This window comes from Psychrobacter pacificensis (assembly GCF_900101915.1).
Lineage (GTDB): Bacteria > Pseudomonadota > Gammaproteobacteria > Pseudomonadales > Moraxellaceae > Psychrobacter > Psychrobacter pacificensis.
Map to the genome: position 1 here is coordinate 39,735 of NZ_FNAL01000019.1, position 22,128 is coordinate 61,862.

At 43.4% G+C, this 22,128-nt stretch carries 20 protein-coding genes; 7 read left to right on the forward strand and 13 right to left on the reverse strand.

Translation table 11 applies throughout. The features are described 5' to 3' along the window. Positions 1-104: 104 nt before the first annotated feature. From BLR43_RS10650 to ychF, 3 genes are all read right to left on the reverse strand, one after another. Positions 105-1,523, reverse strand: a complete 1,419-nt coding sequence (locus tag BLR43_RS10650; RefSeq protein WP_071001305.1) for a deoxyguanosinetriphosphate triphosphohydrolase — start codon at positions 1,521-1,523, stop codon at positions 105-107. Between the two features lie 78 nt (positions 1,524-1,601). Further along, positions 1,602-2,114, reverse strand: a complete 513-nt coding sequence (locus BLR43_RS13745; RefSeq protein WP_071001306.1) for a hypothetical protein — start codon at positions 2,112-2,114, stop codon at positions 1,602-1,604. 185 nt (positions 2,115-2,299) lie between these two features. Then, on the reverse strand, positions 2,300-3,391 hold the full coding sequence (gene ychF, locus BLR43_RS10660; RefSeq protein WP_071001307.1) for a redox-regulated ATPase YchF: 1,092 nt from the start codon (positions 3,389-3,391) through the stop codon (positions 2,300-2,302). Between the two features lie 443 nt (positions 3,392-3,834). Between ychF and BLR43_RS10665 the strand changes: the two genes are divergently transcribed. From BLR43_RS10665 to BLR43_RS10675, 3 genes are all read left to right on the forward strand, one after another. Continuing rightward, positions 3,835-6,033 carry an ATP-dependent helicase gene (locus tag BLR43_RS10665; RefSeq protein WP_071001308.1) on the forward strand — a complete coding sequence of 733 codons (2,199 nt, stop codon included), beginning with the start codon at positions 3,835-3,837 and terminating at the stop codon, positions 6,031-6,033. A gap of 264 nt (positions 6,034-6,297) precedes the next feature. Next, positions 6,298-7,545: an NAD(P)/FAD-dependent oxidoreductase gene (locus BLR43_RS10670; protein ID WP_071001309.1), complete on the forward strand. Its 1,248-nt coding sequence runs from the start codon at positions 6,298-6,300 to the stop codon at positions 7,543-7,545. 54 nt (positions 7,546-7,599) lie between these two features. After that, positions 7,600-7,938 (forward strand): RidA family protein, encoded by a 339-nt coding sequence (locus BLR43_RS10675; RefSeq protein ID WP_071003571.1) that lies wholly within the window; start codon positions 7,600-7,602, stop codon positions 7,936-7,938. Between the two features lie 187 nt (positions 7,939-8,125). Here the strand turns inward: BLR43_RS10675 and BLR43_RS13930 are convergent, their stop codons facing one another. Next, positions 8,126-8,251 (reverse strand): hypothetical protein, encoded by a 126-nt coding sequence (locus tag BLR43_RS13930; RefSeq protein ID WP_257785220.1) that lies wholly within the window; start codon positions 8,249-8,251, stop codon positions 8,126-8,128. Positions 8,252-8,509: 258 nt separating this feature from the next. Further along, the gene (locus BLR43_RS10680) at positions 8,510-9,010 is read right to left on the reverse strand and encodes a lactoylglutathione lyase family protein (protein ID WP_071001310.1); all 501 of its coding nucleotides are present in this window, start codon (positions 9,008-9,010) and stop codon (positions 8,510-8,512) included. Between the two features lie 107 nt (positions 9,011-9,117). Here BLR43_RS10680 and BLR43_RS10685 point away from each other — a divergent pair, with 107 nt between their 5' ends. Continuing rightward, positions 9,118-9,987: a LysR family transcriptional regulator gene (locus BLR43_RS10685; protein ID WP_071001311.1), complete on the forward strand. Its 870-nt coding sequence runs from the start codon at positions 9,118-9,120 to the stop codon at positions 9,985-9,987. An 84-nt stretch (positions 9,988-10,071) separates the two neighbouring features. On the opposite strand, the gene BLR43_RS10690 is transcribed toward BLR43_RS10685, so the two are convergent. The 8 genes from BLR43_RS10690 to ppsA form a co-directional block, all read right to left on the reverse strand. Beyond that, the gene (locus tag BLR43_RS10690; RefSeq protein ID WP_071001312.1) at positions 10,072-11,208 is read right to left on the reverse strand and encodes a glycerate kinase; all 1,137 of its coding nucleotides are present in this window, start codon (positions 11,206-11,208) and stop codon (positions 10,072-10,074) included. A gap of 112 nt (positions 11,209-11,320) precedes the next feature. Beyond that, a complete protein-coding gene (locus BLR43_RS10695) occupies positions 11,321-12,679 on the reverse strand; it encodes a GntP family permease (RefSeq protein ID WP_093070987.1) in 1,359 nt (452 codons plus the stop codon). Between the two features lie 331 nt (positions 12,680-13,010). Further along, complete coding sequence (locus BLR43_RS10700) at positions 13,011-13,250, reverse strand: hypothetical protein (RefSeq protein ID WP_093070989.1); 240 nt, start codon at positions 13,248-13,250, stop codon at positions 13,011-13,013. 321 nt (positions 13,251-13,571) lie between these two features. Beyond that, the gene (gene rplI / locus BLR43_RS10705; RefSeq protein ID WP_093070991.1) at positions 13,572-14,078 is read right to left on the reverse strand and encodes a 50S ribosomal protein L9; all 507 of its coding nucleotides are present in this window, start codon (positions 14,076-14,078) and stop codon (positions 13,572-13,574) included. A gap of 20 nt (positions 14,079-14,098) precedes the next feature. Then, positions 14,099-14,329: a 30S ribosomal protein S18 gene (rpsR, locus tag BLR43_RS10710; RefSeq protein ID WP_010198808.1), complete on the reverse strand. Its 231-nt coding sequence runs from the start codon at positions 14,327-14,329 to the stop codon at positions 14,099-14,101. 16 nt (positions 14,330-14,345) lie between these two features. After that, positions 14,346-14,750 (reverse strand): 30S ribosomal protein S6, encoded by a 405-nt coding sequence (gene rpsF, locus BLR43_RS10715; RefSeq protein WP_071001316.1) that lies wholly within the window; start codon positions 14,748-14,750, stop codon positions 14,346-14,348. Positions 14,751-15,015: 265 nt separating this feature from the next. After that, on the reverse strand, positions 15,016-15,996 hold the full coding sequence (locus BLR43_RS10720) for an RDD family protein (protein ID WP_093070994.1): 981 nt from the start codon (positions 15,994-15,996) through the stop codon (positions 15,016-15,018). A gap of 114 nt (positions 15,997-16,110) precedes the next feature. Continuing rightward, entirely contained in the window at positions 16,111-18,492 is a 2,382-nt protein-coding gene (ppsA, locus tag BLR43_RS10725) for a phosphoenolpyruvate synthase (RefSeq protein ID WP_093070996.1), read from the reverse strand. A gap of 596 nt (positions 18,493-19,088) precedes the next feature. On the opposite strand from ppsA, the gene ppsR reads away from it, so the two are divergent. The 3 genes from ppsR to BLR43_RS14055 all read left to right on the forward strand — a co-directional run. After that, on the forward strand, positions 19,089-19,985 hold the full coding sequence (ppsR, locus tag BLR43_RS10730) for a posphoenolpyruvate synthetase regulatory kinase/phosphorylase PpsR (RefSeq protein WP_071001320.1): 897 nt from the start codon (positions 19,089-19,091) through the stop codon (positions 19,983-19,985). Between the two features lie 158 nt (positions 19,986-20,143). Beyond that, on the forward strand, positions 20,144-21,793 hold the full coding sequence (gene sthA / locus BLR43_RS10735) for a Si-specific NAD(P)(+) transhydrogenase (RefSeq protein ID WP_071001322.1): 1,650 nt from the start codon (positions 20,144-20,146) through the stop codon (positions 21,791-21,793). A 106-nt stretch (positions 21,794-21,899) separates the two neighbouring features. Next, on the forward strand, positions 21,900-22,128 hold a 229-nt coding region (locus tag BLR43_RS14055; protein WP_143007431.1), incomplete at its 3' end, for a helix-turn-helix domain-containing protein.

A 22,128-nucleotide genomic window follows, 5' to 3' on the forward strand; every position in this document is an offset into this window, starting at 1 on the left:
AATATTTCAAAATTATCCGATAGAGGTTTATCATACTCATTTCAGCGCACAAATACGACCAAAATGCACAATTCGTGCTAATTTACTAAACCTGCATTGGTCTTTTAAACCACCGTACCCCAATGACCTTGCAATTCTTGCGCCAATCGATAGGCTTCATGGTCATTCATACCTGTAATAAAATCTAAAATATTCAATATATTGTGATAAATATTGTCTGATAACACGCGGCGATGCTCATCTAAGTGTGGCTGTAGTAATCTTAACAGACTCTGTTGCTCAAACGACATAGATGATGACGTAGCCTCACTCGTCTCAGTACCCGTCCAAGCCAGTGGTACAAAGGCATCCATTAGACGATGCAAGCATTGATTGGCCATTAGCTCCATTCTTACCTTGTTTGGATGATTAAATATTTTTTCGCGGGCCAATTGCTTGGCCTGCAAGATGCCAGTTTGTACAGTGGTGTCGCAATGGGCAAACAAGCTGCCTTGGAGCGTACCTGCCAGCAAGTCTTCACTATTGGCCACAAAAGCATCGGTGATCGTATTGACCAAGCGCATCATGGCGCGTGATCGCAAAGAGGCCAGACTCTGCCTGACTGACATATGCACAGGCAGGCTGACGCTATCAGGATGCTCGCCAATCAGCTCATAAAAAATCGTGGCAACCTCGCTATAGGTTAGCATATTCAGATTGATACCATCTTCTAAATCTATCAGCGCATAACAGATATCATCTGCAGCTTCTAACAGATACGCCAACGGATGGCGTGCAAAGCCATCGTGATGTGTTGAGCGCGGCAAATGCAAACAGGCTGCCAGCTCCTCTAACTGAGAGGTCTCGCTATAAAAGCAGCCGAATTTCTGTACATTATGGGCGTTGTCATTTGCATCATTGCTGTGAGTGGCAAGCCAAGGATATTTCATAAAAGCGCCTAGCGTTGCGCAGGTAAGACGCATACCGCCTTTATCGGGATGGTGCTCATTGCGCACCAGTAACCGAAACCCTTGTGCATTGCCTTCGTAGGCCAGTAAGTCTAACCGCTCGTTGCTGCTTAATTTTTGCAAAATTGCTTGAGGATCAGGCTGCCGAAACCAGTCACGAATGGCGTACTCTCCAGCATGACCAAACGGCGGATTACCAATATCGTGAGCGAGGCAGGCTGCTTGTACAATTACGCCAATATCAGATGGCGAGACTCCTGCTAGTAAGCCATTGCCTAGCTTATCATGGAGCTTTTCTGCGGTCATCATCCCTAAAGAGCGTCCAATAGAGGAGACCTCAAGCGAATGGGTCAGGCGAGTATGGATACCCAGCTGATTGGTCAATGGATGAACTTGGGTTTTTTGATTCAACTGCCTAAACGAGTGAGAGAATACCAGTCTGTCATAGTCTTTGTGAAACTGTGAGCGAGTACTTGTATTAGCGCCGTATTTTTTGGCAGCGCCAAGACGCTGTGAGTTGAGAAGATGAGACCATTGCGCAGTAGAAGACGACAAAGAGGTTGGGGTACTTAGCATATTGGAACATCCGAAACCAAGGGAGCCTCTAGCATAACAAAATAGCGCCCTTGGTACAGCCACTAAGCGCCATGGCAATTAAGATTTATGACAATCAAAAATTACCTCTTCCTCGTCGATAGGCACATCACTATTTAGTGTTTTGTTTAGCAAGGTTGCGTTGTCACCATCCACTTGCCATATAATGCCATGAGTGTCATCTAATCCAATATCACTTGTGTATATGGTTTTGTCAGTAAGGGCGTCGCTACCAGAGGCAGCTGTCAAATCGTATTCGATACCGTCAATAAGTAGGTGCGCGGTCTGTGGTGTGGCATCGGTATGATAGTAGACGCCGATAGTAGCAGTAGGCTCACAAGAGAATGGTGTGCTGTTGCTAGCGTGCTCAGAATGGTCGTGACCCTCATGATCATGTCCTTCGTGAACGTCCATGTCATTATGACTTTCATGGTCATGTCCTGCATGATCGTGTTCCATATCATCATGGGCATGTTCATCGTGCTCTGCGTGACTGTCTACGGTTGTCACATCTTCAGATGCTGCTGGCTCACCGTCTGTTTTTGGCTGGCAGCCTAACAATGAAACTGTCATAACACTGCCTATGAGAGCAGCACTTGCAAATTTGGAAAAAGAGAAAAAGTCAGTCAAAGTATAAGCCCTCAAATAAGCAAGATAAGATATGTTATAATATAACAAAAGGGTAATAAAATAAAGCCGATGCTGGAAAATATCCAACATCGGCTGATTAGCTATCAGATAGTATTGACTAGCTAAAGCTACACGTTAAATCTAAAGTGCATGACATCGCCATCTTGAACGATGTAAGTTTTGCCTTCCAGCCGTGACTTACCAGCGGCAGCAGCGCCTTTTTCACCGTTGTATTCGATGAAATCATCATAAGCGATCACTTCAGCACGGATAAAGCCGCGCTCAAAGTCCGTATGAATCACGCCAGCGGCTTGCGGGGCAGTAGCGCCAATTGCAACGGTCCATGCACGGACTTCTTTGACACCAGCGGTAAAATAGGTCTGCATATCAAGCAAATCATAACCACCGCGAATCACTTGATCAAGACCAGCCTCTTCCATGTCCATCTCAGCCAAAAAGTCTTTTTTGTCCTCTTCATCTAGCTGGGCAATTTCAGCTTCGATTTGGTTGCATAGAGGAATGACGATAGATTCTTCGCCAGTCGCGTAATCACGAACAGCGTCGAGATAGGGATTGTTTTCAAAACCATCTTCAGCAACGTTAGCAATATACATGGTTGGCTTTAGGGTGATGAGGCCGTAGCTGCGGATGAGTTTTTTCTCATCAGCGTCTAGATTGGCCGCGCGCGCCGCTTTGCCTTCTGCTAATAATGGCTCAATCTTTTTGAACACATCCAGCATGGCGCTAGCGTCTTTGTCACCGCCTTTGGCTTTTTTGGTCAAGTTCAGTATCGCGCGTTCAACCGCTTCCAAATCTGCCAATGCCAACTCAGTATTGATGGTTTCGATATCATCAATCGGACTGACGCGACCATCGACGTGTACCACGTTGTCATCATCAAAACAGCGAACGACATGGGCAATCGCATCAGTCTCACGGATGTTGGCGAGGAACTGGTTGCCCATGCCTTCGCCTTTTGACGCGCCTGCCACCAAACCTGCGATGTCTACAAACTCCATCGTCGTTGGCAATACGCGTTCAGGGTTGACGATATCAGCCAATTTCTTTAGGCGTGGATCGGGTACTGGTACGATACCGGTGTTGGGATCTTTGGTACAAAACGGAAAGTTTTCAGCGGCGATACCCGCTTTGGTCAACGCATTAAACAAGGTGGATTTACCCACGTTTGGTAGGCCGACGATGCCGCAATTAAAACCCATAACAGTCTCTCAATGTATTAATAAAATAGTTGGTACTGAGCTAATATAAGACTTGATATTTAGTCAGGATAAAACTGAGTTCATCTAAAGCTCAGCTTGTTTGAAATATTAGTCAAATAGACAATCAAAATTGGGCACATTGTAGCAAATTTACGGGAATAGGGGTGAGGTTGTTACTTTATATGCTAAGGTTTTTACTCAGCGGTGGCAGGTGTGTTTGTACTAAGGCTCAGATAGGTTAAACGCTGAAAAGTGAATACAATGGGTTGCTTCTTATTTAGACAAGCGGTGTTCGATTTGGTATTCAGTATTTTTTGCTATAGTACGTTATCATAGATAAATAGTGGCATCAGCTCACAAACAGTCAGTGAAATTTGCTGGCTGGTTTAATTTTTTCAAACAATCAGCTCGCTCCAAAACAAAATGTAAGGCAATATCCGATAATGACAACCTCGATTTTTGATACACGCCGCTATAAATATCCACAGAATTTTCTTGAGATGAAGCCCAAACTTGCTCGACTTGAGCAGGCCATCAAAAAGCTCGAGACAAACCTCATTGACGCTAATGATCAAGCAAATACGAAGCTGTTGACGCAAAGGTTGGATAGTCATTTGGGATTGAAGGTCGACTATGCCAGTGAGCTCAATCCCGATCAGCTCATGGCTGCCACCACTATCGAAGGTAAAGTGTTGGTGATTGCGGGTGCAGGATCGGGCAAAACCAAGACTTTGACCTATCGCACCAGCTATTTGCTCGAAAACGGCGTGTCACCTAAAGAGATTTTGCTACTAACCTTTACTCGTAAAGCGGCAAATGAAATCAAAGATCGCGCTAAATCTTTGCTGGCAAGTAGTCTTTCAAATCAAGAGCTATCTGATGATGCATTGGCTGAAGATAAGCTCCCAACTGACAAGGCATTAAATAATATCACCAGTGGCACCTTTCACTCATTTTGCAATATGCTGCTGCGTCAATACTCTGGTCTGCTCGGTATCAATCCACGATTTACGATTTTAGATACTGGCGATAGCGAGGATGCTATCGACTTGGTACATAAAGAAAAAAAGTATCCTACCCAAACCAAAACCCAAGCCTTTCCGCGCAAAAAAACATTGCAAAATATCATTTCAACCTCTAGAAACAGACGCATTCCTATTCGCGACCTAATAGAAAGTAGCTATCCTGATATCGCCGTACATATTCCTATCATCGAGCAATTAGCAATTGATTTTCATGAGTATAAGCGCGCCAATCACTTATACGATTTTGACGACATTATCAGTCAAGTGGTACGTCATCTAAAAACCAACGACACCTTTAGGCAGCGACTTCAAAACACATATCGTTATGTCATGGTTGATGAATATCAAGACACCAATATTCCGCAAAAGCAGCTAATTGACTTAATATGTGAGCCTGATTCGGTGTCACTAATGGTCGTTGGCGATGACAATCAAAGCATCTATGCCTTTCGCGGTGCTAATTACGAAAATATTTTGCTATTTGGTGAGACGTATCCCAATGCCAAACTTATCAAGCTTGAGCAAAATTATCGCAGTACACCTTCGGTACTAAACTATATCAACGCGTTGTCAGCGCAAATCACGCTAGGCTATCAAAAGCAGCTGTATTCTGATGCGCCAATAGCAGGCGACAAGCCAATATTTCGACGACTCAGCGATGAGACAAAAGAAGCGAGTTATATCACTGATAAGATAGTCGCGCTAAAGCCTGAGTATGATTATAACGACTTTGCGGTATTGTGCCGCACGTCTTTTCAGTCCAATTATGTACAGCTAGAATTTATGGCGCGCAATATTCCCTTCATCGTGGTGGGCGGTATCAAGTTTATTGAAAGACGCCATATCAAAGACGTGTTGGCTTTTGTCAAAGTTCTCTATAACCCGAACGATACGATTGCTTGGCATCGTATTTTAACTTTGTTTAAAGGGGTAGGAGCAGTCACGGCGACGCGCTTAACCCAAGCCATCACCGCTGACAATAATGCGTTTGAGTCGCTACTGGCAGCATCGTTTGCCAAAAAAAGCGATCAGCTAAAGCCTCTATACCACACGCTTACCAAGGCCCAGCAAGCAGAAACGGTTGAGACAGCCATTGAGCATATTCTTGAGTTTTATATCCCTGTGTTAAAGTTGATAGAAGACAACTGGCGTGAGCGTAGCGAGGACTTTCGGGTGCTAAAGAATTTAGCGACAGAGCACACGAGCCTCGATAGCTTTTTAGAAAATCTTGCGCTCGATCCGCCCAATGACTCAGTCGCGGTCATGGAAAGCTCTGACGATGGACAAAGTAATGATAAAGTCACGATCTCAACCATTCATAGCGCAAAAGGGCTTGAGTGGCCAGTGGTGTTCGTCAATTCATTGGTCGATGGCATCACGCCGCATCATCGCTCATTGGACGACTTTGAAGCATTAGAAGAAGAGCGTAAGCTGTTTTATGTGGCCTGTAGTCGTGCGAAGACGCAGCTGTATTTGACCGCGCCGAATTACTTCTCTAGTTACTCTGGATACTTTGATATGGCCTCACGCTTTATTGCGGAACTATCGGCTGACGAGGTAACAGTAGAGACGGTAAAATCGCCTATCAAGAAAAATGATGACCCAATATGGTGGTGATTTTTTGAGGATATTGATGGTATCTATCATACTGGGTTTTAGTGTGTATTTTGCGGATTTTGGTCGTCCAATAATGGCTTCATACGCCAACTATTCCTTTTGAAAATGACCTACAAATAAATGTATAGCCAAAAGTATTTAATAGCAAAAATATTTTTCAAATAAGGGTTTAAAATTTATCCCAATGCGTTACTATGACCACCTAATTTGGTAAGACCTTTATATTTGATACTCTGTATTAACACCCTAAGAAAAGGATAGGTTATGCGCTACGAAGTGATCGTTATCGGTGCAGGTATGGTTGGCACGTCAATCGCGTGGCATCTACAAAAAAATAACTCAAACGTATTACTCTTAGACAAAAAATTGCCAGGGTCAGAGACCTCATATGGTAATGCCGGCTTGATTCAGCGCGAAGCCATTCATACGCATCCTTTTCCTCGTCAGCTGACAGAGATGATCCGAGTATTACCTAACCAAGGTACTGATATTCGTTATCGCATACCGGCAATTCTGCGTTATCACCAAGCGCTGCTACAGTACTGGAAATACTCAACGCCTGCGTCAGTCAAAAAAATCGAATCTGAGTGGCAGACCTTGATTGAGCATTGTACCAGTGAGCACCAAACCATGATTAGCGCCTCTGGTGCTGATGAGCTCATTACTCGTGATGGTTGGCTACAATTACATCGCTCAGAAGAGACTTTCAAAGAAGCGCAAGCATCCGCCATTGATGCACGTAATCAAGGGGTTGAGCACAATGTATTGAACCTTGAAGAGCTAAAAGCAATGGAGCCCCGCGCCAATTTTGACGGTTTCGTTGGTGCTATTCATTGGTTGAATTCATGGCAGGTATCAAACCCAAGCTCGCTGGTAAAAGCCTACGCAAAAAACTTCCAAGACATGCAAGGTACGATCAAAGAAAATGACGTCAAAGAAATCGTCAAAGAGGCGGATGGCTGGAAAATCACCACTGATAAAGATACCTATTATAGTGATAAATTGGTCATCGCAGCAGGTCCTTGGTCAAATGATTTGATCAGACCACTTGGTTACAATCTGCCATTGTTCCCAATGCGCGGCTATCATCAGCATTTCAAAGTGACAGACAAGAACACAATCCATCACAGTATGTTTGATATGGACAAAGGCTTTGTCATGGGGCCAATGCAGCAGGGTATCCGTATCACTACGGGTGCTGAGATGACTACCATGAATGCGCCAAAGAATTTTGGTCAATTACAAACGGTATTGAAGCTTGCAAGAAAAATTTTGCCATTAGAAGATGCGGTTGAGAGTGAAGCATGGGCAGGATCGCGTCCTTGTATGCCTGACATGAAGCCCGTCATCGGTCCTGCTGATAAGCATGACAACCTCTGGTTCGCATTTGGTCACAGCCATCAAGGCTTCACTTTGGGACCAATGACAGGGCGTCTGGTTGAAGAGATGATTCATAATAAGCCTGCATTGGTCGATCTTGCACCATTTAGTGCCCAGCGTTTTTCTAACTAAGCGCGACTTGACTGACTAAACACAGATTCAAATTAATAAAAAGGTATAGACATGATTAAGAAGCTACATAGCAATCAGCGCATGAGCAAAACGGTAATCCATAACCAGACGATCTATTTGTGTGGTCAGGTCGGTAATGCAGAAGACGATATCAAAGCGCAAACGTTGACGTGTTTGGAAAAAATCCAAACGCTATTAGAAGAAGTGGGCAGCGACAAATCAAAGCTACTATCAGTCACCGTTTGGATCAAAGATATGGCGGATTTTGCTGCTATGAATGAAGTCTATGACAAGTGGTTTGAAGGCATACAGCCACCAGCGCGTGCTTGCGGCGAATCAGCATTGGCACGCCCTGAGCTATTGGTTGAGATGATTGCCATCGCTGCTGAGTAATAAGCGGCTCGTAGTACTTGTAGTATATGTATTAAATAGAAATAAAGAAGGCCATGATAGCGATATCATGGCCTTTTCTATGCGTAGCAATAAGCCAACTCGATTATTGAAAAGGAATATGCTAGCTTTTTAATCCAAGCACGCGCCGTATAACGTCAGCGAAGCAATACAATGATTATTATAGGAATTAGCATTCTTTCCATACCGCTTGGCGTTTCTCAATAAAAGCATCAATCCCTTCACCCACATCGTCTGCCACCATATTGCAAGTCATGACCTCACTGGCATAGTCATAAGCGTCTTCGACACTCATATCCAGCTGCTTATAAAACATACAGAAGGTCATCTCTATCTAGAGTGGTGCCTAATTGAGTCATTTATCATCCTTGATAATGGGTTGGTTTATAGTTTTATATATAGCTGACTAAATAGTAGCATGGCTCATATTCTATACAATAGATGGAGCACATAGAAAGCGCATAAAAAAATAGCGCACTCAGGTGAGGAGTACGCTATTGGTTTTTCAGTTAAATATAAGCTAAATTCATACTAAGCTGTATTTATACTGAACCTAGTATGCGCCTTCGCTATAGATAAGCTCGTAGCTATGGCTATATATCTCGACGATGTTACCGAACGGGTCTTCCATATAGATCATGCGATATGGCTTTTCGCCAGGGTAGTAGTAGCGTGGTTTTTCCATACGTTTTTTGCCACCTGCGGCAACCATACGCTCAGCCAGCGCTTCAACGTTTGGGTCTTGGACGCAGAAGTGAAAAATACCTGTTTTCCAGTATTCAAAGTTATTTTCAGGGTTTTCCTGATTTTTAAATTCAAAAATCTCAACACCGATACGGTCACCAGTGGAGAGGTGAGCGATCCGAAAGCGGCCCCAACCAGCACCGAATACTTCAGTGCACATCTTACCAATCGGGCTGTCATCTTCAATAATCTCAGTAGGCTCCATGATGGTGTACCAACCCAGCACTTCAGTATAAAATTTTACAGCAGCATCTAAGTCAGGGACTGACAGACCGATGTGCGAAAAGCTTCTGGGATAAACGTTGTTCATAGCTTGTGCTCCTGTTTGCTGTACTCTTGTTTGACGTGAGGCCAGTATACAAACGCACTGTCATTATGTAAAATTATCAAATATTATAAAAATAAGTATGAAACGTAATGATTAATGTCACATGGCTACGCACTTTTTGTACGCTTGCCGAAGTTGGGCACTTTACTCGCACGGCTGAACGTCTATATATGACACAGTCCGGTGTGAGCCAACATATACGTAAGCTAGAAGAGCAGCTGGACACAGATTTGTTAATTCGACAAGGAAAGCAGTTCTCATTGACCAATGCAGGTGAGCAGCTTTATAAAGAAGCAGGCGAGATATTGCAGCGATTATCAAATTTAGAGCAGCGCATCAGTGAAGATCCGCCTTACGAAGGGCTAGTACGGTTGATGTCACCGGGTAGTGTGGGACTTAAGCTATACCCGCAGCTTTTGACCTTACAGCAACAGCACCCAAAGCTAGTGATTGATTATCGCTTTGCCCCCAATGCTGATATTGAGCAGGCATTGGCAAATCACGAGATCGATATTGGTTTTATGACGGACATCTCAGATGATGAAACGATTAGCTGCAAGCCTATGGCGCAAGAAGCATTGATACTCGTAACCCCTGCGACTACAGTAGAGCCGAGCTGGGAGCAGCTTATGGCACTTGGATTTATCGATCATCCGGATGGTGCCCATCATGCAGGCATGCTACTGACTGCCAATTACGAGCAATTCCAGCATATCAATGATTTTGAGAAAAAAGGCTTCTCTAATCAGATTGGTCTAATTTTAGAGCCCGTCAGCAGGGGAATAGGTTTTACTGTCTTGCCGGCGCATGCGGTGGCTGCTTATCCAAAGCCTGAGCTGATTAACAGTCATCATTTACCAGTTGCTGTTAGCGAAACGCTATATCTGGCAGTCAGACAACAGCAGGCACTTTCTAATAGAATGCATACGGTCATTAATGCAGTAAAAAAATGGCTATAGATATGTTGAGAGTGATAAATGTACAGCTAACAAAGGGTTTAATAACTGTACATTTAGTGAAGAAGGTTCATTGATAGATTGCGACTATCTCAAAGTCTGCCCAAGTTTGATACTTGCAGCGATATTAGCAGCAGTCGTTTCAATGTTGTTATAAGCAGAACCCAACACATTATCGATCGTATCTACTTTTTGGATACTTGGCATCACAACATTGAACTGACTGGTCTGAGCAGGTTTTAGTCCGTCAACACTGCCGCAGATAGCGATAACAGGTGTGCGGCTGGCCTTAGCGATTTGGCTGATACCACCAGCGACCTTACCCATGGCGGTTTGCGCATCGAGCTTGCCTTCACCTGTGATGACAAGATCAGCCTCTGCGATATGCTGTGACAGGTGAGCCACTTCGGCAACCGTATCAAAGCCTGACTTCAGCTGAGCTTTAAAGAACGTCATCATCGCATAGCCAAGACCGCCTGCCGCGCCAGCGCCTGCAACGTGTTGACAGTCTTCATAGCCATGCTGTCCACATATGGTCGCAAAGTGACTGAGCGCTTTATCCAAGGTATTGACTTGCTCCGGACAAGCGCCTTTTTGTGGGCCAAACACAGCGCTGGCCCCAAGCAGACCACAGAGCGGATTGGTCACATCACAAGCAACCTCAAATACTGTGTCTGATATCTTTGTATGAAGGTTAGTATTATCGAGTTTATGTAAGCTGGCAAGTGCGCCACCACCATGAGTGAGCAGACTGTCATTGATATCATGAAATGTTATGCCTAACGCCATTAGCATGCCAAGGCCTGCATCATTGGTTGCGCTACCACCCAGACCGATGATGATGCGTTTAGCCCCTTCCTCCAAAGCATCAGCAATCAGCTCCCCAACGCCATAAGTGCTAGCAACGATAGGATTACGCTCATCAGCTGTTAGTAGGTGCAATCCGCAGGCTTGAGCCACTTCAATAACCGCCGTCGCATTGGGCAATAACAGATACTTGGCGATGATTGGTCTCATCAATGGATCATGCACTCTGACTTCTTTCCAGCGCCCACCCAAGACATAAGACAATACCGCTGAGGTGCCTTCACCGCCATCCGCCATCGGCAATAATTTGTAATCAGCATCTGGAAACACTTGACTAAAGCCAGATTGAACGGCGTGGCAAACATCGAGTGCTTCTAGGCTTTCTTTAAACGAGTCAGGGGCGATCAAAATTTTCATACGGCTCTCTTTGAATATCTTAATGACACGATCATCGCAACAGTGTCGTGTTTTAAAACGTTTACTTAGCAATAATCAAATAAACGTATATATACGTACCCAATCTCATGAACTAGATAAACACTAGGGTTAACAACCAGATAAATACGATGCTAGTCACCCCTTGGATACCAGTGGCCATTGAGTGCGCTTTGTACGCTTGTGCCACGCTCATGCGACTAAACTGACTCACGATCCAAAAGAAGCTATCATTGGCGTGAGAGATCGTCATGGCACCGGCACCAATTGCCATCACACAGAATACACGGCCAAGCTCACTGTCCAAGCCAATTTGGTTCAACAGTGGGGCAACCATAGCAGAGGTTGTGACCAATGCCACTGTGGTTGAGCCTTGTGCTGTTTTTAGCGCAGCAGAGACGATAAATGGCATAAAAATACCTAAACCCAAGGCCGATAACGTTGAACCTAGATAATCGCCAATTGGCGTCACTTTTAGCATGGCACCAAATGCGCCACCAGCACCAGTGATCAGTAGGATAGGGGCTGCTACTACCAAACCTTGTGAGATACTATCGCTGATTTGCTGCGTTTTTTGCTCTGAATCAATCAATAAAAACGATAAAAACAAACCAATCAACAATGCAGTCAGTGGATTACCGATGAATATCAAAACCTCTGCTAGCGTACCACTACCGAACGGTGCACTTGGGAAATTGGCAACCGACGACAGACAAATTAATATGATAGGCACAATGATAGGTAAAAACGCCATTGTTGCTGAAGGCAGTTTGCTGTAGTCATCGCGTGTTTTTATGCCTTCAGGTAGGGTCGCTGCTTGAGCATCTGTGGCATTGATATTATCAGGCGTGGCATTAAGAAAGCGATTCGACCACCACCAGCCGGCCAATACGGCAACAGCCGTGACAACCACACCGACCATGATGACCAAACCTAAGTTTGACTCTAGTCCTAAATTACCTGCCGCCGCGATTGGGCCTGGCGTAGGCGGTACGAAGGTATGAGTGGCGTATAGACCAGTAGCCAAGGCAATACTCATCGCGACACTTGATACATGTAATCGCTCAGCCAAAGACTCTTTTAAAGAGTTTAAGATAATGTAGCCAGAATCACAAAATACAGGCACCGAAACCACTGCACCGACGATAGACATGGTCAAAGTAGGGAAGCGTGGCCCCAATACTTTGATGACTGACTCTGCCATTACAATAGCCGCCCCTGTTTTTTCGAGGATTAAGCCAATAATCGTACCAAACACAATCACAAGACCGATGTAGCCTAAAATACCACCGAAACCATCAGAGATTGTCTTTGCAACAGTGTTGAGCGGTACTTGGTAAAAAAGGGCAACCAAAAAAGCGGACAAAATCAACACTAAAAAAGGATGCCACTTCAATTTTGCGGTAGCGAAAATAATAAAAAGAATGGTCAGCACAAGCCAAAATACAATCATCACTGTCTCAATATGGTTTATATCTTAATGAGTTATTCACGCAAACAGGCATCAATAACGATACGAAATTTTGAAGGGGCATATTTTATAGCAAATAGGGGGCACTAGGAAATACATTTGTCAAAGAGATGCTGTTTGTTATGGCGATATGAACATTTTCTGATGAGAGTAGTGGCATTCTTATGCCTGCAGAGTTATCGCTTTTTCGATTTTCAGACCGCATTTAACCAAGGTTTTTCACTAAAAAAAGACTGACCACTATAGATGGCCAGTCTTTTATAAGGTATCGCTTATTTTTTTTGTTCAAGATGAGTTTTATATAAACTCCAATCTAAGCAATCTTATCGAAGAACGCTTTATTGTCAGTAGCTATCGTAGAATCGAAGCTTACGTAAATACCTTTATCATCTAGCGTTGCATACCAGTGATCATCATCGCCGCTGGTCAGTATCTGAAAGTATTTGTCATTTACGATTCTACCTACCGTATAGATCTCACCCTCTGAATAGAAATCGTTACCTTTGACACAAAGTAGTTTATCGTCAGTGTTTATTTCATCAGTGTTAGTCATATTAAAGTACTCTATCAACGAAAAGTATAAAAATAGAAAAATCTTTCTACTCGTTATGATGAATACAATTATATAGACAGTATCTTGTTGGTTGGTATAGCATTTTTAAGTGAGTTGTTGCAAATGGTTACTGCAAGATATCATGCTGACAAATAGTATTGAATACAGCTTTTAGTAATCGATTGATACTTACAAGGCATCAAGAAAACTCTGATGTAATGCGAAAGTATTACGATCACATGTATAAAATATCGACATAAAAAAAGCCAGCAACACAAGGTCACTGGCTTTTTTATAGACTGAGTCTAATTATCTAGAAGATTACTCTTCAGAATAATCTTCTTCAGCTTCTTCTTCGTCAGCTGAATCTTCGTTGTTACCATCTTCAGAAAGAATAGTAACTAAGATGCTAGCAGTAACGTCATGGTGTAGCTGAATATCAACATTGTATTCGCCAACTTGACGTAGTGTGCCTTCAGGTAGCTTGATTTCAGCACGGTCTACTTCTAAACCTGAGTTAGTCAATGCTTCAGCGATATCGCGAGTACCGATAGAGCCGAATAGCTTGCCTTCGTCACCTGATTTCGCACGCATGATAACATTAACGTCAGTTAGTGCATCAGCACGCTCTTGAGCAGTAGCGATCTCTTTTGCTTCTTCAGCTTCAAGCTCAGCACGACGTGCTTCGAACTTTTCAATGTTAGCTTTGGTCGCAGGTAGAGCGCGGCCTTGAGGGATAAGAAAGTTACGACCGTAACCTGGTTTTACATCGACAGTTTCACCGAGTTTACCAAGGTTGACGATACGCTGTAACAAAATAATTTGCATGAGTCATTCCTAGTTAGCGGTTAACCTTGATGGTTATCAGTGTATGGAAGTAGCGATAAATAACGAGCTTGCTTGATAGCAGTCGCTAGTTGACGCTGATATTTAGTAGACGTACCGGTAATACGGCTTGGTACGATTTTGCCATTATCACTAATGTACTGTTTTAGCAATTCAACATCTTTATAGTCGATGTGAGTGATGCCTTCAGCAGTGAAACGGCAGAATTTGCGACGGCGATAGAAACGTGCCATGAGTATTCTCCTTTAATTAGTCTTCACTGTTGTCGTTGTCGTCATTATCGTTTTCACGATTGTCTGGACGACGAGTAGTTGCTTTGCGTGCGCGTTTTTCATCGGCATTCTTGGCTAACTGCGACTCTTCAGTGATAGCTTCGTCACGGCGCATAACTAGACTACGAATGATCGCGTCGTTATAGCGGAATAATTCTTCAAGTTCAGCCAAAGTCTCGCCGTCAGTTTCGATGTTGAAAAGAACGTAGTGAGCTTTGTGAATCTTGTTGATTGGATAAGCCAATTGACGGCGGCCCCAATCTTCAAGGCGATGGATAGTACCACCGTTGTCTTGAACCAACTTGATATAGCGTTCAACCATGCCGACCACTTGGTCGCTTTGGTCTGGGTGTACAAGTAACACCAGTTCGTAATGTCGCATTATGACTCCTTACGGATTAGTAGCTATTAACCCTATGTTAATAGCAAGGAGATTTATAAGGTAAGCCCACGTTCTTAAAAATATAGTAAGAAATAAGCTTAGTTTATAAAGCGCCGTATTATAACAGCACTTGGCGCTTAACACAAAGGGTAATCACCAAGCGGCTGCCAATAAGATATAAAAAGATGGAAAATAAGCGTTACTCAATAAAAATGCTGCGATCTTGCGCAGCGTTTTTATCTGAAACAATATGGTGAATAAAATATTATTCAGATTTTGACTTTTTTACCAGTTGGCTACTGTCTGCTTTGACCACTAAAGTTTTGGCAAGTTTGTCATGCCAACCGATATTTTCAGGGCTTTTTGATGCCATATAATAATGGATAGCAATAATCACAAAACCCAAAAAGCTAGTAAACGAAAACAGTAAATTATAGATAATAAACAACAGTAACGTACGTGTACCGACCAGCTTGATAAACGAGGGTAGACGATGTGTGGTCTGATCCACAACCCGAATACCAGTGATTACTTTGCCTAGGGATTGACCACGCATGGTAATAAATACCAGCTGCAGTGCAAACAAGCCAAAAACCATGACTTGCGACATCATGAGCGTACTGCTTGGAATGCTTTCCATCAACGACATTGAATATTGATAGGCAGCGTCCATATTTTGGATGTTTTGAAACTTGGTATAGTCTACATCCATTTTGGTCAGTGCCATTACTAATGGCAATATGGCCAATACGTAAAGCAGGCCGTTGAGCGCGGTTGCCAATATGCGTGACATAATCGGCGCCAGTACCACATCACCAATGACTTTATCATTATCTGCGACCGTCTTTTTGAGAGCAGTTTTGTTTAATGAGACATTGTTGTGCGGCGTTTGATGACGATTGGTCGTCATATCGGCCTTCACATTTTTAGAACGTTCAGGCTTGCCATATAGTCTATCTAATGATATTGAATTATTATCTTTAGTATTGCTGGTATCTTCAGGGAAGACGGTCACATTATTGATAATAGAATCATTCGCATCAGGAGTAGTAGCACCAGTCGGTCGATAGACCGTTTGATTATTGGTCACATTTCCTACGCGCTGCCACTGATCTAAGCCTTCATGCCAGATTAAATCATCAAGCAATACTTCGCCTGATGCCAGCATGATATTAAGCTGCTCCAGATTGTATGGACCAGCTTGTACGTTATTTCGAGCAAGGAAAATCTGCATAGTTGCCTGCATAGTTAGTCATGTCTTAAGACATTATATTAGGGTCTATTTGAAAAAATCAAATAGACCCTAATAGTGGTATCTTTAATGACTGTGTGAGTTACCGCTGCGACTGAACGTAACGGTCTACTTTTCTTCACCAGCTAGGAAGAACCAAGTATCTAGCACAGAATCAGGGTTCAATGATACCGAGCTGATACCTTGTTCCATTAACCAGAACGCTAGATCTGGATGGTCTGATGGGCCCTGACCACAGATGCCAACATATTTGTTTTGCTTACGGCAAGCGTCGATAGCCATAGTGAGCAATTTCTTAACAGCAGTGTCACGCTCATCAAACAGATGTGAGACGATACCTGAGTCACGATCAAGACCAAGCGTTAACTGAGTCAAATCGTTAGAGCCGATTGAGAAACCATCGAAGTACTCTAGGAACTCTTCTGCGAGTAACGCGTTGGTTGGTAGCTCACACATCATGATGATGCGTAGACCATTTTCACCGCGTTTTAGACCATTTTTCTCAAGTAACTCGATTACTTGCGCCGCTTCACCAGTGGTGCGGACGAATGGAATCATGATCTCAACGTTGGTTAAGCCCATCTCATCACGAACACGTTTTAGCGCTTTACACTCAAGCTCAAAACAGTCACGGAAGTTGTCAGAGACATAACGGCTAGCGCCGCGGAAACCAAGCATTGGGTTCTCTTCTGATGGCTCGTACAGCTTACCACCAAGCAAGTTAGCATATTCGTTTGATTTGAAATCTGACATACGAACAATAACTGGCTGATCCATAAAGGCAACGGCTAGGGTTGAGATACCTTCAACCAATTTATCAACATAAAAGTCAACAGGTGAGGCATAGCCTGCGATACGCTCTTGAATGGCTTGTGAGATCTCACGTGGCAAGCTGTTCATGTTTAGCAGCGCTTTTGGATGCACACCGATCATACGGTTGATAATAAACTCTAAACGCGCAAGACCAATACCTTCGTTTGGCATCTGGGTGAATGAGAAGGCGCGATCTGGGTTACCAACGTTCATCATGACTTTGAATGCAAGCTCTGGCATAGACTCAACCGAGTTGGTCTGTACTTCAAAGTCAATCTGGCCTTCATAAATAAAACCAGTGTCGCCTTCAGCACAAGACGCAGTCACGTCTTGACCATCGACTAGCAGTTCAGTGGCGTTACCACAACCAACGATGGCGGGCACACCTAACTCACGCGCGATAATGGCTGCGTGACACGTACGACCACCACGGTTGGTGATGATGGCAGAAGCGCGCTTCATGACTGGTTCCCAATCTGGATCAGTCATGTCTGATACCAGAACATCGCCTTCTTCTACTTTGTCCATCTCGTTTAGGTGAGTAACGATACGTACTTTACCCGAACCGATGCGCTGACCGATTGAACGACCTTCACACAATACTTTTGCGCCAGTCGTGTCGATGACATAACGCTCCATGACATTGCTGTCTTGGCGACTCTTAACGGTTTCAGGACGTGCTTGAACGATAAAGATTTCACCGCTATCACCGTCTTTTGCCCATTCGATATCCATCGCGTGGCCATAATGCTGCTCGATGGTTACTGCTTGCTTGGCAAGAGAGGTCAGCTCTTCGGTAGTCAAAGAGAACTGCATGCGATCTTGTTTTTCAACATCGACCGTTTTCACTGATTTTGCGGTGCTGCCTTCATCACCATAAACCATTTTCTTGTGTTTGCTGCCTAGGTTACGACGAATAACGGCAGGCTTACCATCAGCGAGCAGACGTTTTGAGATGTAGAATTCGTCTGGGTTGACCGCACCTTGTACAACCATTTCGCCAAGACCATAGCTTGACGTGATGAACACGACTTGATCAAAACCGCTTTCGGTATCCAGCGTGAACATAACACCAGCAGCACCAGTCTCTGAGCGCACCATACGCTGTACGGCAGCGGACAATGCCACACCTTCGTGCTCAAAACCTTTGTGTACACGGTAAGAGATTGCACGGTCGTTATATAGCGAGGCAAATACTTCTTTAATAGCAATTAGGACGTTATCAATACCGCGAATGTTCAAGAAGGTTTCTTGTTGACCAGCAAATGACGCATCTGGCAAATCTTCAGCAGTCGCAGAAGAGCGTACAGCAACAGCGATGTCTTCGCCGCCGCTCATGGTTTCGAACGCTTGACGTACTTCTTGCTCAAGATCTTTTGGCAATTCTTGCTCAATAATCCAAGTACGGATCTTTTTACCAGTCGCCGCAAGCTTATTAACATCATTGACATCCAATGTGTTTAGCTCGTTGTTGATTTTTTCTAATAAGCCTGTTTCTGTCAAAAAGCGATTGAATGCGTTTGATGTGGTGGCAAAGCCGCCTGGAACACTAACGCCTAAATCAGAAAGATGGCTGATCATCTCGCCAAGTGAGGCATTCTTGCCACCAACCATTTCGATGTCGTCTTTTCCTAGCTGATCAAGATTGATTACAAGTGCTGTAGATTGCGCTGCCATGATAACTCCAGAAAATAAGGTTATTTAGTAAAGATTATAACGGTGAATTATACCGCCATATTAGGAGGAATTCGAGGGGTTTTACCAAAAAACTTGTTAAAAATACACAAATTGTAGGATTTGCTACACAGAGTAAGGCCAGTCTAATCAAGTTTCGTATTTACTCAGATGAAAAATATCATTGCTAGTGACGATGTTATGCGCTTTCAAAAGCCAATTACTGCATAAAATAGACGTATTCAAATAAGCCATATTTAGAGTATTTTTATAATTTATGTTTCAATCTTATGTTTATATATAGGAAATGCTATAAAAAATGCCTTGATGAGAGGTGGATTGGTTATGACGACAAGATGAAAAACAATGTTGGTGCTAAGTGTACGCCTGTAACATTAATTTCTATTAACAAGCTAATATGCGTATAATGTAGCGGATAGATAAGTGATGCATATGGCTATATAAATATGCAATAGCAGCGCTGCCATCGTTCTGCATTTACAAGAGATAAGGCAGCCAAAGTTAGATAATTGCTATTAGATCAATACTAAAAATGAAATGAAGATCATTATTGAGCTTTCAACCGAGGTGTCAACGTTATGTACTCAAGCAATCCATCTGAACAAGTCAAGTCCACTATCCAAAATCGTCATGCGCTAAACTTGGACAGCTCACAAGCCATCAGAACGGCATTTTTTATCTCAGATGGCACCGCAATTACGGCTGAGACCCTCGGACGCGCTATTTTGAGTCAGTTTGCCTCGGTCCCTTTTGAGACAAGAGTGTTGCCATACGTCGATAGCTTAGAGCGTGCCGATGATGCCGTAGAGCAGATAAACATGGCGTATCAACGTGATGGGTCGTTGCCGTTGGTGTTTGATACGATCGTCAATCCAGAGATTCGTGAAAAAATCAATTCAGCACACAGCTGTAATTTGGATATGTACGAAGGGTTGATTGGCCGCGTTGCAGAAGAGACTGGCGTAGAGCCAGATGGTCATTCAGGTCATGCGCATGATGATGTCGACTCTGAGACATATAAAGAGCGTATCGATGCAGTCCATTTCGCCTTAGACAATGATGATGGCGCACGTACTCGTCATTATAATGCAGCAGATATTATTTTGGTGGGTGTGTCACGCTCTGGTAAGACACCGACTTCTCTATACTTAGCATTACAATTCGGTATTCGCGCCGCTAACTATCCTCTGACCGAAGATGATTTGTACGACAATCAACTACCAAAAGCTCTGCGTGACCATAAAGACAAACTGTTTGGTTTGCTCATTGATACCGATCGCTTGGTAAAAATACGCCAAGAGCGCCGTGCGGGCAGTCGTTACTCAAGTTATCAGCAATGCCAGCAAGAACAGCGCGCGATACAGGGAATTTATATCACGCATGGTATCCCAAGTTTGGATGTATCAGAGATGTCTGTTGAAGAAATCGCCACGCGTATATTACAGATGACAGGTCTTAAACGCCGCATTGGGTAATGGACTATTAATTTTATAATATGTAATCGTCATCAAGTTTGTAAAAAGTCTATTCATACCTTATGGTCAGTACAACTTTACTAAGCTGCTTGGATATTAAAAATATTAACTCGTGCACATAGATATTAATAGAGCAAACAATACATAAAGAGGACATGATGGTAAGTAAAAATATAAGTGACGCAACCAATGATACTGGTAAAGACGTCCATACTGAAGTATCGAATAAAACTAATGGTCGTTCGCCCAATCCTGAGCATACTGAAGGTAAAGACACAAAACAGAAAATCGAGCAGACTCATGAGCAGGTCACTGAAGATATCATGCATTACCCTGATCTCATCAACCCGCTTGATGACACTCGTATTGATATCAAATCTGGATTTACCAAAGATTCTCGTCGACTAAAAAGTGACGATCACGAGTATGAGTATGATGCGGTGGTTTTAGGTGCAGGTCCTGCTGGTGAAGCCGCTGCCATGAAGCTGACCAAGTCTGGTAAAAGAGTGGTCGTCGTCGATCCGCGTGATCAAGTAGGAGGTAACTCTACTCACGTCGGTACAATTCCTAGTAAAGCATTGCGCCAATCAGTATTTAACTTGATTAACTTCCGTCGCGACCCGATGTTTACCAAAGCGATGGAGTATAAGCAAGTTCCGCTAAATGAAGTATTGGCTAAGGCGCGTCAAGTAATCCGTCGTCAAGTCAGTACGCATACCCGTTTTTATGAGCGCAACCGTATCGAAGTTATTCAAGGTTGGGCAAGTTTTATTGACGCTCATACGCTGCGCATTGAAGTCGACGACAATATCTACGAAACTATTACTTTCAATAAAGCCATCATTACTGTCGGTAGTCGTCCTTACCGTCCTGATATTTTAGACTTTAAACATCCACGCGTTTTTGACTCTGACAAAATCTTGCAAATGGATTATGTCGTCAAAAAAATCATCATCTATGGTGCAGGGGTGATTGGCTGTGAGTATGCTTCTATTTTTACAGGACTTGGTTATAAGGTTGATCTTATTAACAACCAAGATCAGCTACTGAACTATTTGGATAGCGAAATCAGCGATGCGATCGCGCATGACTTTAGACAGTTCGGTGTGCTTATCCGTAGTAATGAAGAGATTGATCATCTCGAGACTCATGATGATTATGTGGTCTTGCACTTAAAGAGCGGCAAGCGCATCAAATCTGATGCCATTCTTTGGTCAAATGGTCGCTCAGGTAACACAGAAGGCTTAAACTTAGAAGCCATTGGGCTAAAAGCAAATAGCCGTGGTCAGTTAAAAGTAGATGATACTTACTGTACGGACGTCGACAATATTTATGCTGCTGGTGATGTCATCGGTTGGCCATCATTAGCCTCTGCTGCCTATGATCAAGGTCGCTGTGCTGCTGCCTTTATGGTCGGTGATAGTGATGCCGAGCCAGTATCTAGTGTCCCAACTGGTATCTATACCATTCCTGAAATCTCTTGTATCGGTAAAACAGAGCAGGAGCTAACGGATGAGAAAGTTCCGTATGAAGTGGGTCAAGCGTTCTTCAAACATCTGGCACGTGCCCAAATCATTGGTGAACGCTCGGGCGTATTAAAGATATTGTTCCATCGTGATACGTTAGAAATTTTAGGCATTCATTGCTACGGCAACCATGCTTCAGAGATTATTCATATTGGTCAAGCAGTGATGAAGTGCAAAAGCAACAATACGCTTGAGTATTTTGTAAATACGACTTTTAACTATCCAACGATGGCAGAAGCGTATCGTGTGGCTGCGCTTAACGGTTTGAACCGAGTATTTTAATGCTTAGATTAACACATGAAGTGCAATACCAAATGCAAGGTGAAAAAAAGACCTAGATGCGCTAGCATCAAAGTTTTTATCCACCGACCAAAGTGAGATTGCAACCATGAGCTATACACATCTAAGCCTAGGTGAACGATACCAGATTTATGCCCTTAAAGGGGAAAAACATAGTATTAATCTTATAGCGAGGGTGTTAAACAGAAGTCCCAGTACCATATCAAGAGAGCTTAGGCGTAATAAAAGCCTACGAGGTTACCGAGCAAAGCATGCTAATAACAAGGCTTGTGACAGACGGGCTAACAACGCCACAACTATTGTGACTGACCTCTGGG

Coding starts and splice junctions, on each gene's coding strand:
- BLR43_RS10650 (WP_071001305.1), bottom strand. CDS start 1,523: ATGCTAAGTACCCCAACCTCTTTGTCGTCTTCTACTGCGCAATGGTCT.
- BLR43_RS13745 (WP_071001306.1), bottom strand. CDS start 2,114: ATGACAGTTTCATTGTTAGGCTGCCAGCCAAAAACAGACGGTGAGCCA.
- ychF (WP_071001307.1), bottom strand. CDS start 3,391: ATGGGTTTTAATTGCGGCATCGTCGGCCTACCAAACGTGGGTAAATCC.
- BLR43_RS10665 (WP_071001308.1), top strand. CDS start 3,835: ATGACAACCTCGATTTTTGATACACGCCGCTATAAATATCCACAGAAT.
- BLR43_RS10670 (WP_071001309.1), top strand. CDS start 6,298: ATGCGCTACGAAGTGATCGTTATCGGTGCAGGTATGGTTGGCACGTCA.
- BLR43_RS13930 (WP_257785220.1), bottom strand. CDS start 8,251: ATGAGTGTCGAAGACGCTTATGACTATGCCAGTGAGGTCATGACTTGC.
- BLR43_RS10680 (WP_071001310.1), bottom strand. CDS start 9,010: ATGAACAACGTTTATCCCAGAAGCTTTTCGCACATCGGTCTGTCAGTC.
- BLR43_RS10685 (WP_071001311.1), top strand. CDS start 9,118: ATGATTAATGTCACATGGCTACGCACTTTTTGTACGCTTGCCGAAGTT.
- BLR43_RS10690 (WP_071001312.1), bottom strand. CDS start 11,208: ATGAAAATTTTGATCGCCCCTGACTCGTTTAAAGAAAGCCTAGAAGCA.
- BLR43_RS10695 (WP_093070987.1), bottom strand. CDS start 12,679: ATGATTGTATTTTGGCTTGTGCTGACCATTCTTTTTATTATTTTCGCT.
- BLR43_RS10700 (WP_093070989.1), bottom strand. CDS start 13,250: ATGACTAACACTGATGAAATAAACACTGACGATAAACTACTTTGTGTC.
- rplI (WP_093070991.1), bottom strand. CDS start 14,078: ATGCAAATTATTTTGTTACAGCGTATCGTCAACCTTGGTAAACTCGGT.
- rpsR (WP_010198808.1), bottom strand. CDS start 14,329: ATGGCACGTTTCTATCGCCGTCGCAAATTCTGCCGTTTCACTGCTGAA.
- rpsF (WP_071001316.1), bottom strand. CDS start 14,750: ATGCGACATTACGAACTGGTGTTACTTGTACACCCAGACCAAAGCGAC.
- BLR43_RS10720 (WP_093070994.1), bottom strand. CDS start 15,996: ATGCAGGCAACTATGCAGATTTTCCTTGCTCGAAATAACGTACAAGCT.
- ppsA (WP_093070996.1), bottom strand. CDS start 18,492: ATGGCAGCGCAATCTACAGCACTTGTAATCAATCTTGATCAGCTAGGA.
- ppsR (WP_071001320.1), top strand. CDS start 19,089: ATGTACTCAAGCAATCCATCTGAACAAGTCAAGTCCACTATCCAAAAT.
- sthA (WP_071001322.1), top strand. CDS start 20,144: ATGGTAAGTAAAAATATAAGTGACGCAACCAATGATACTGGTAAAGAC.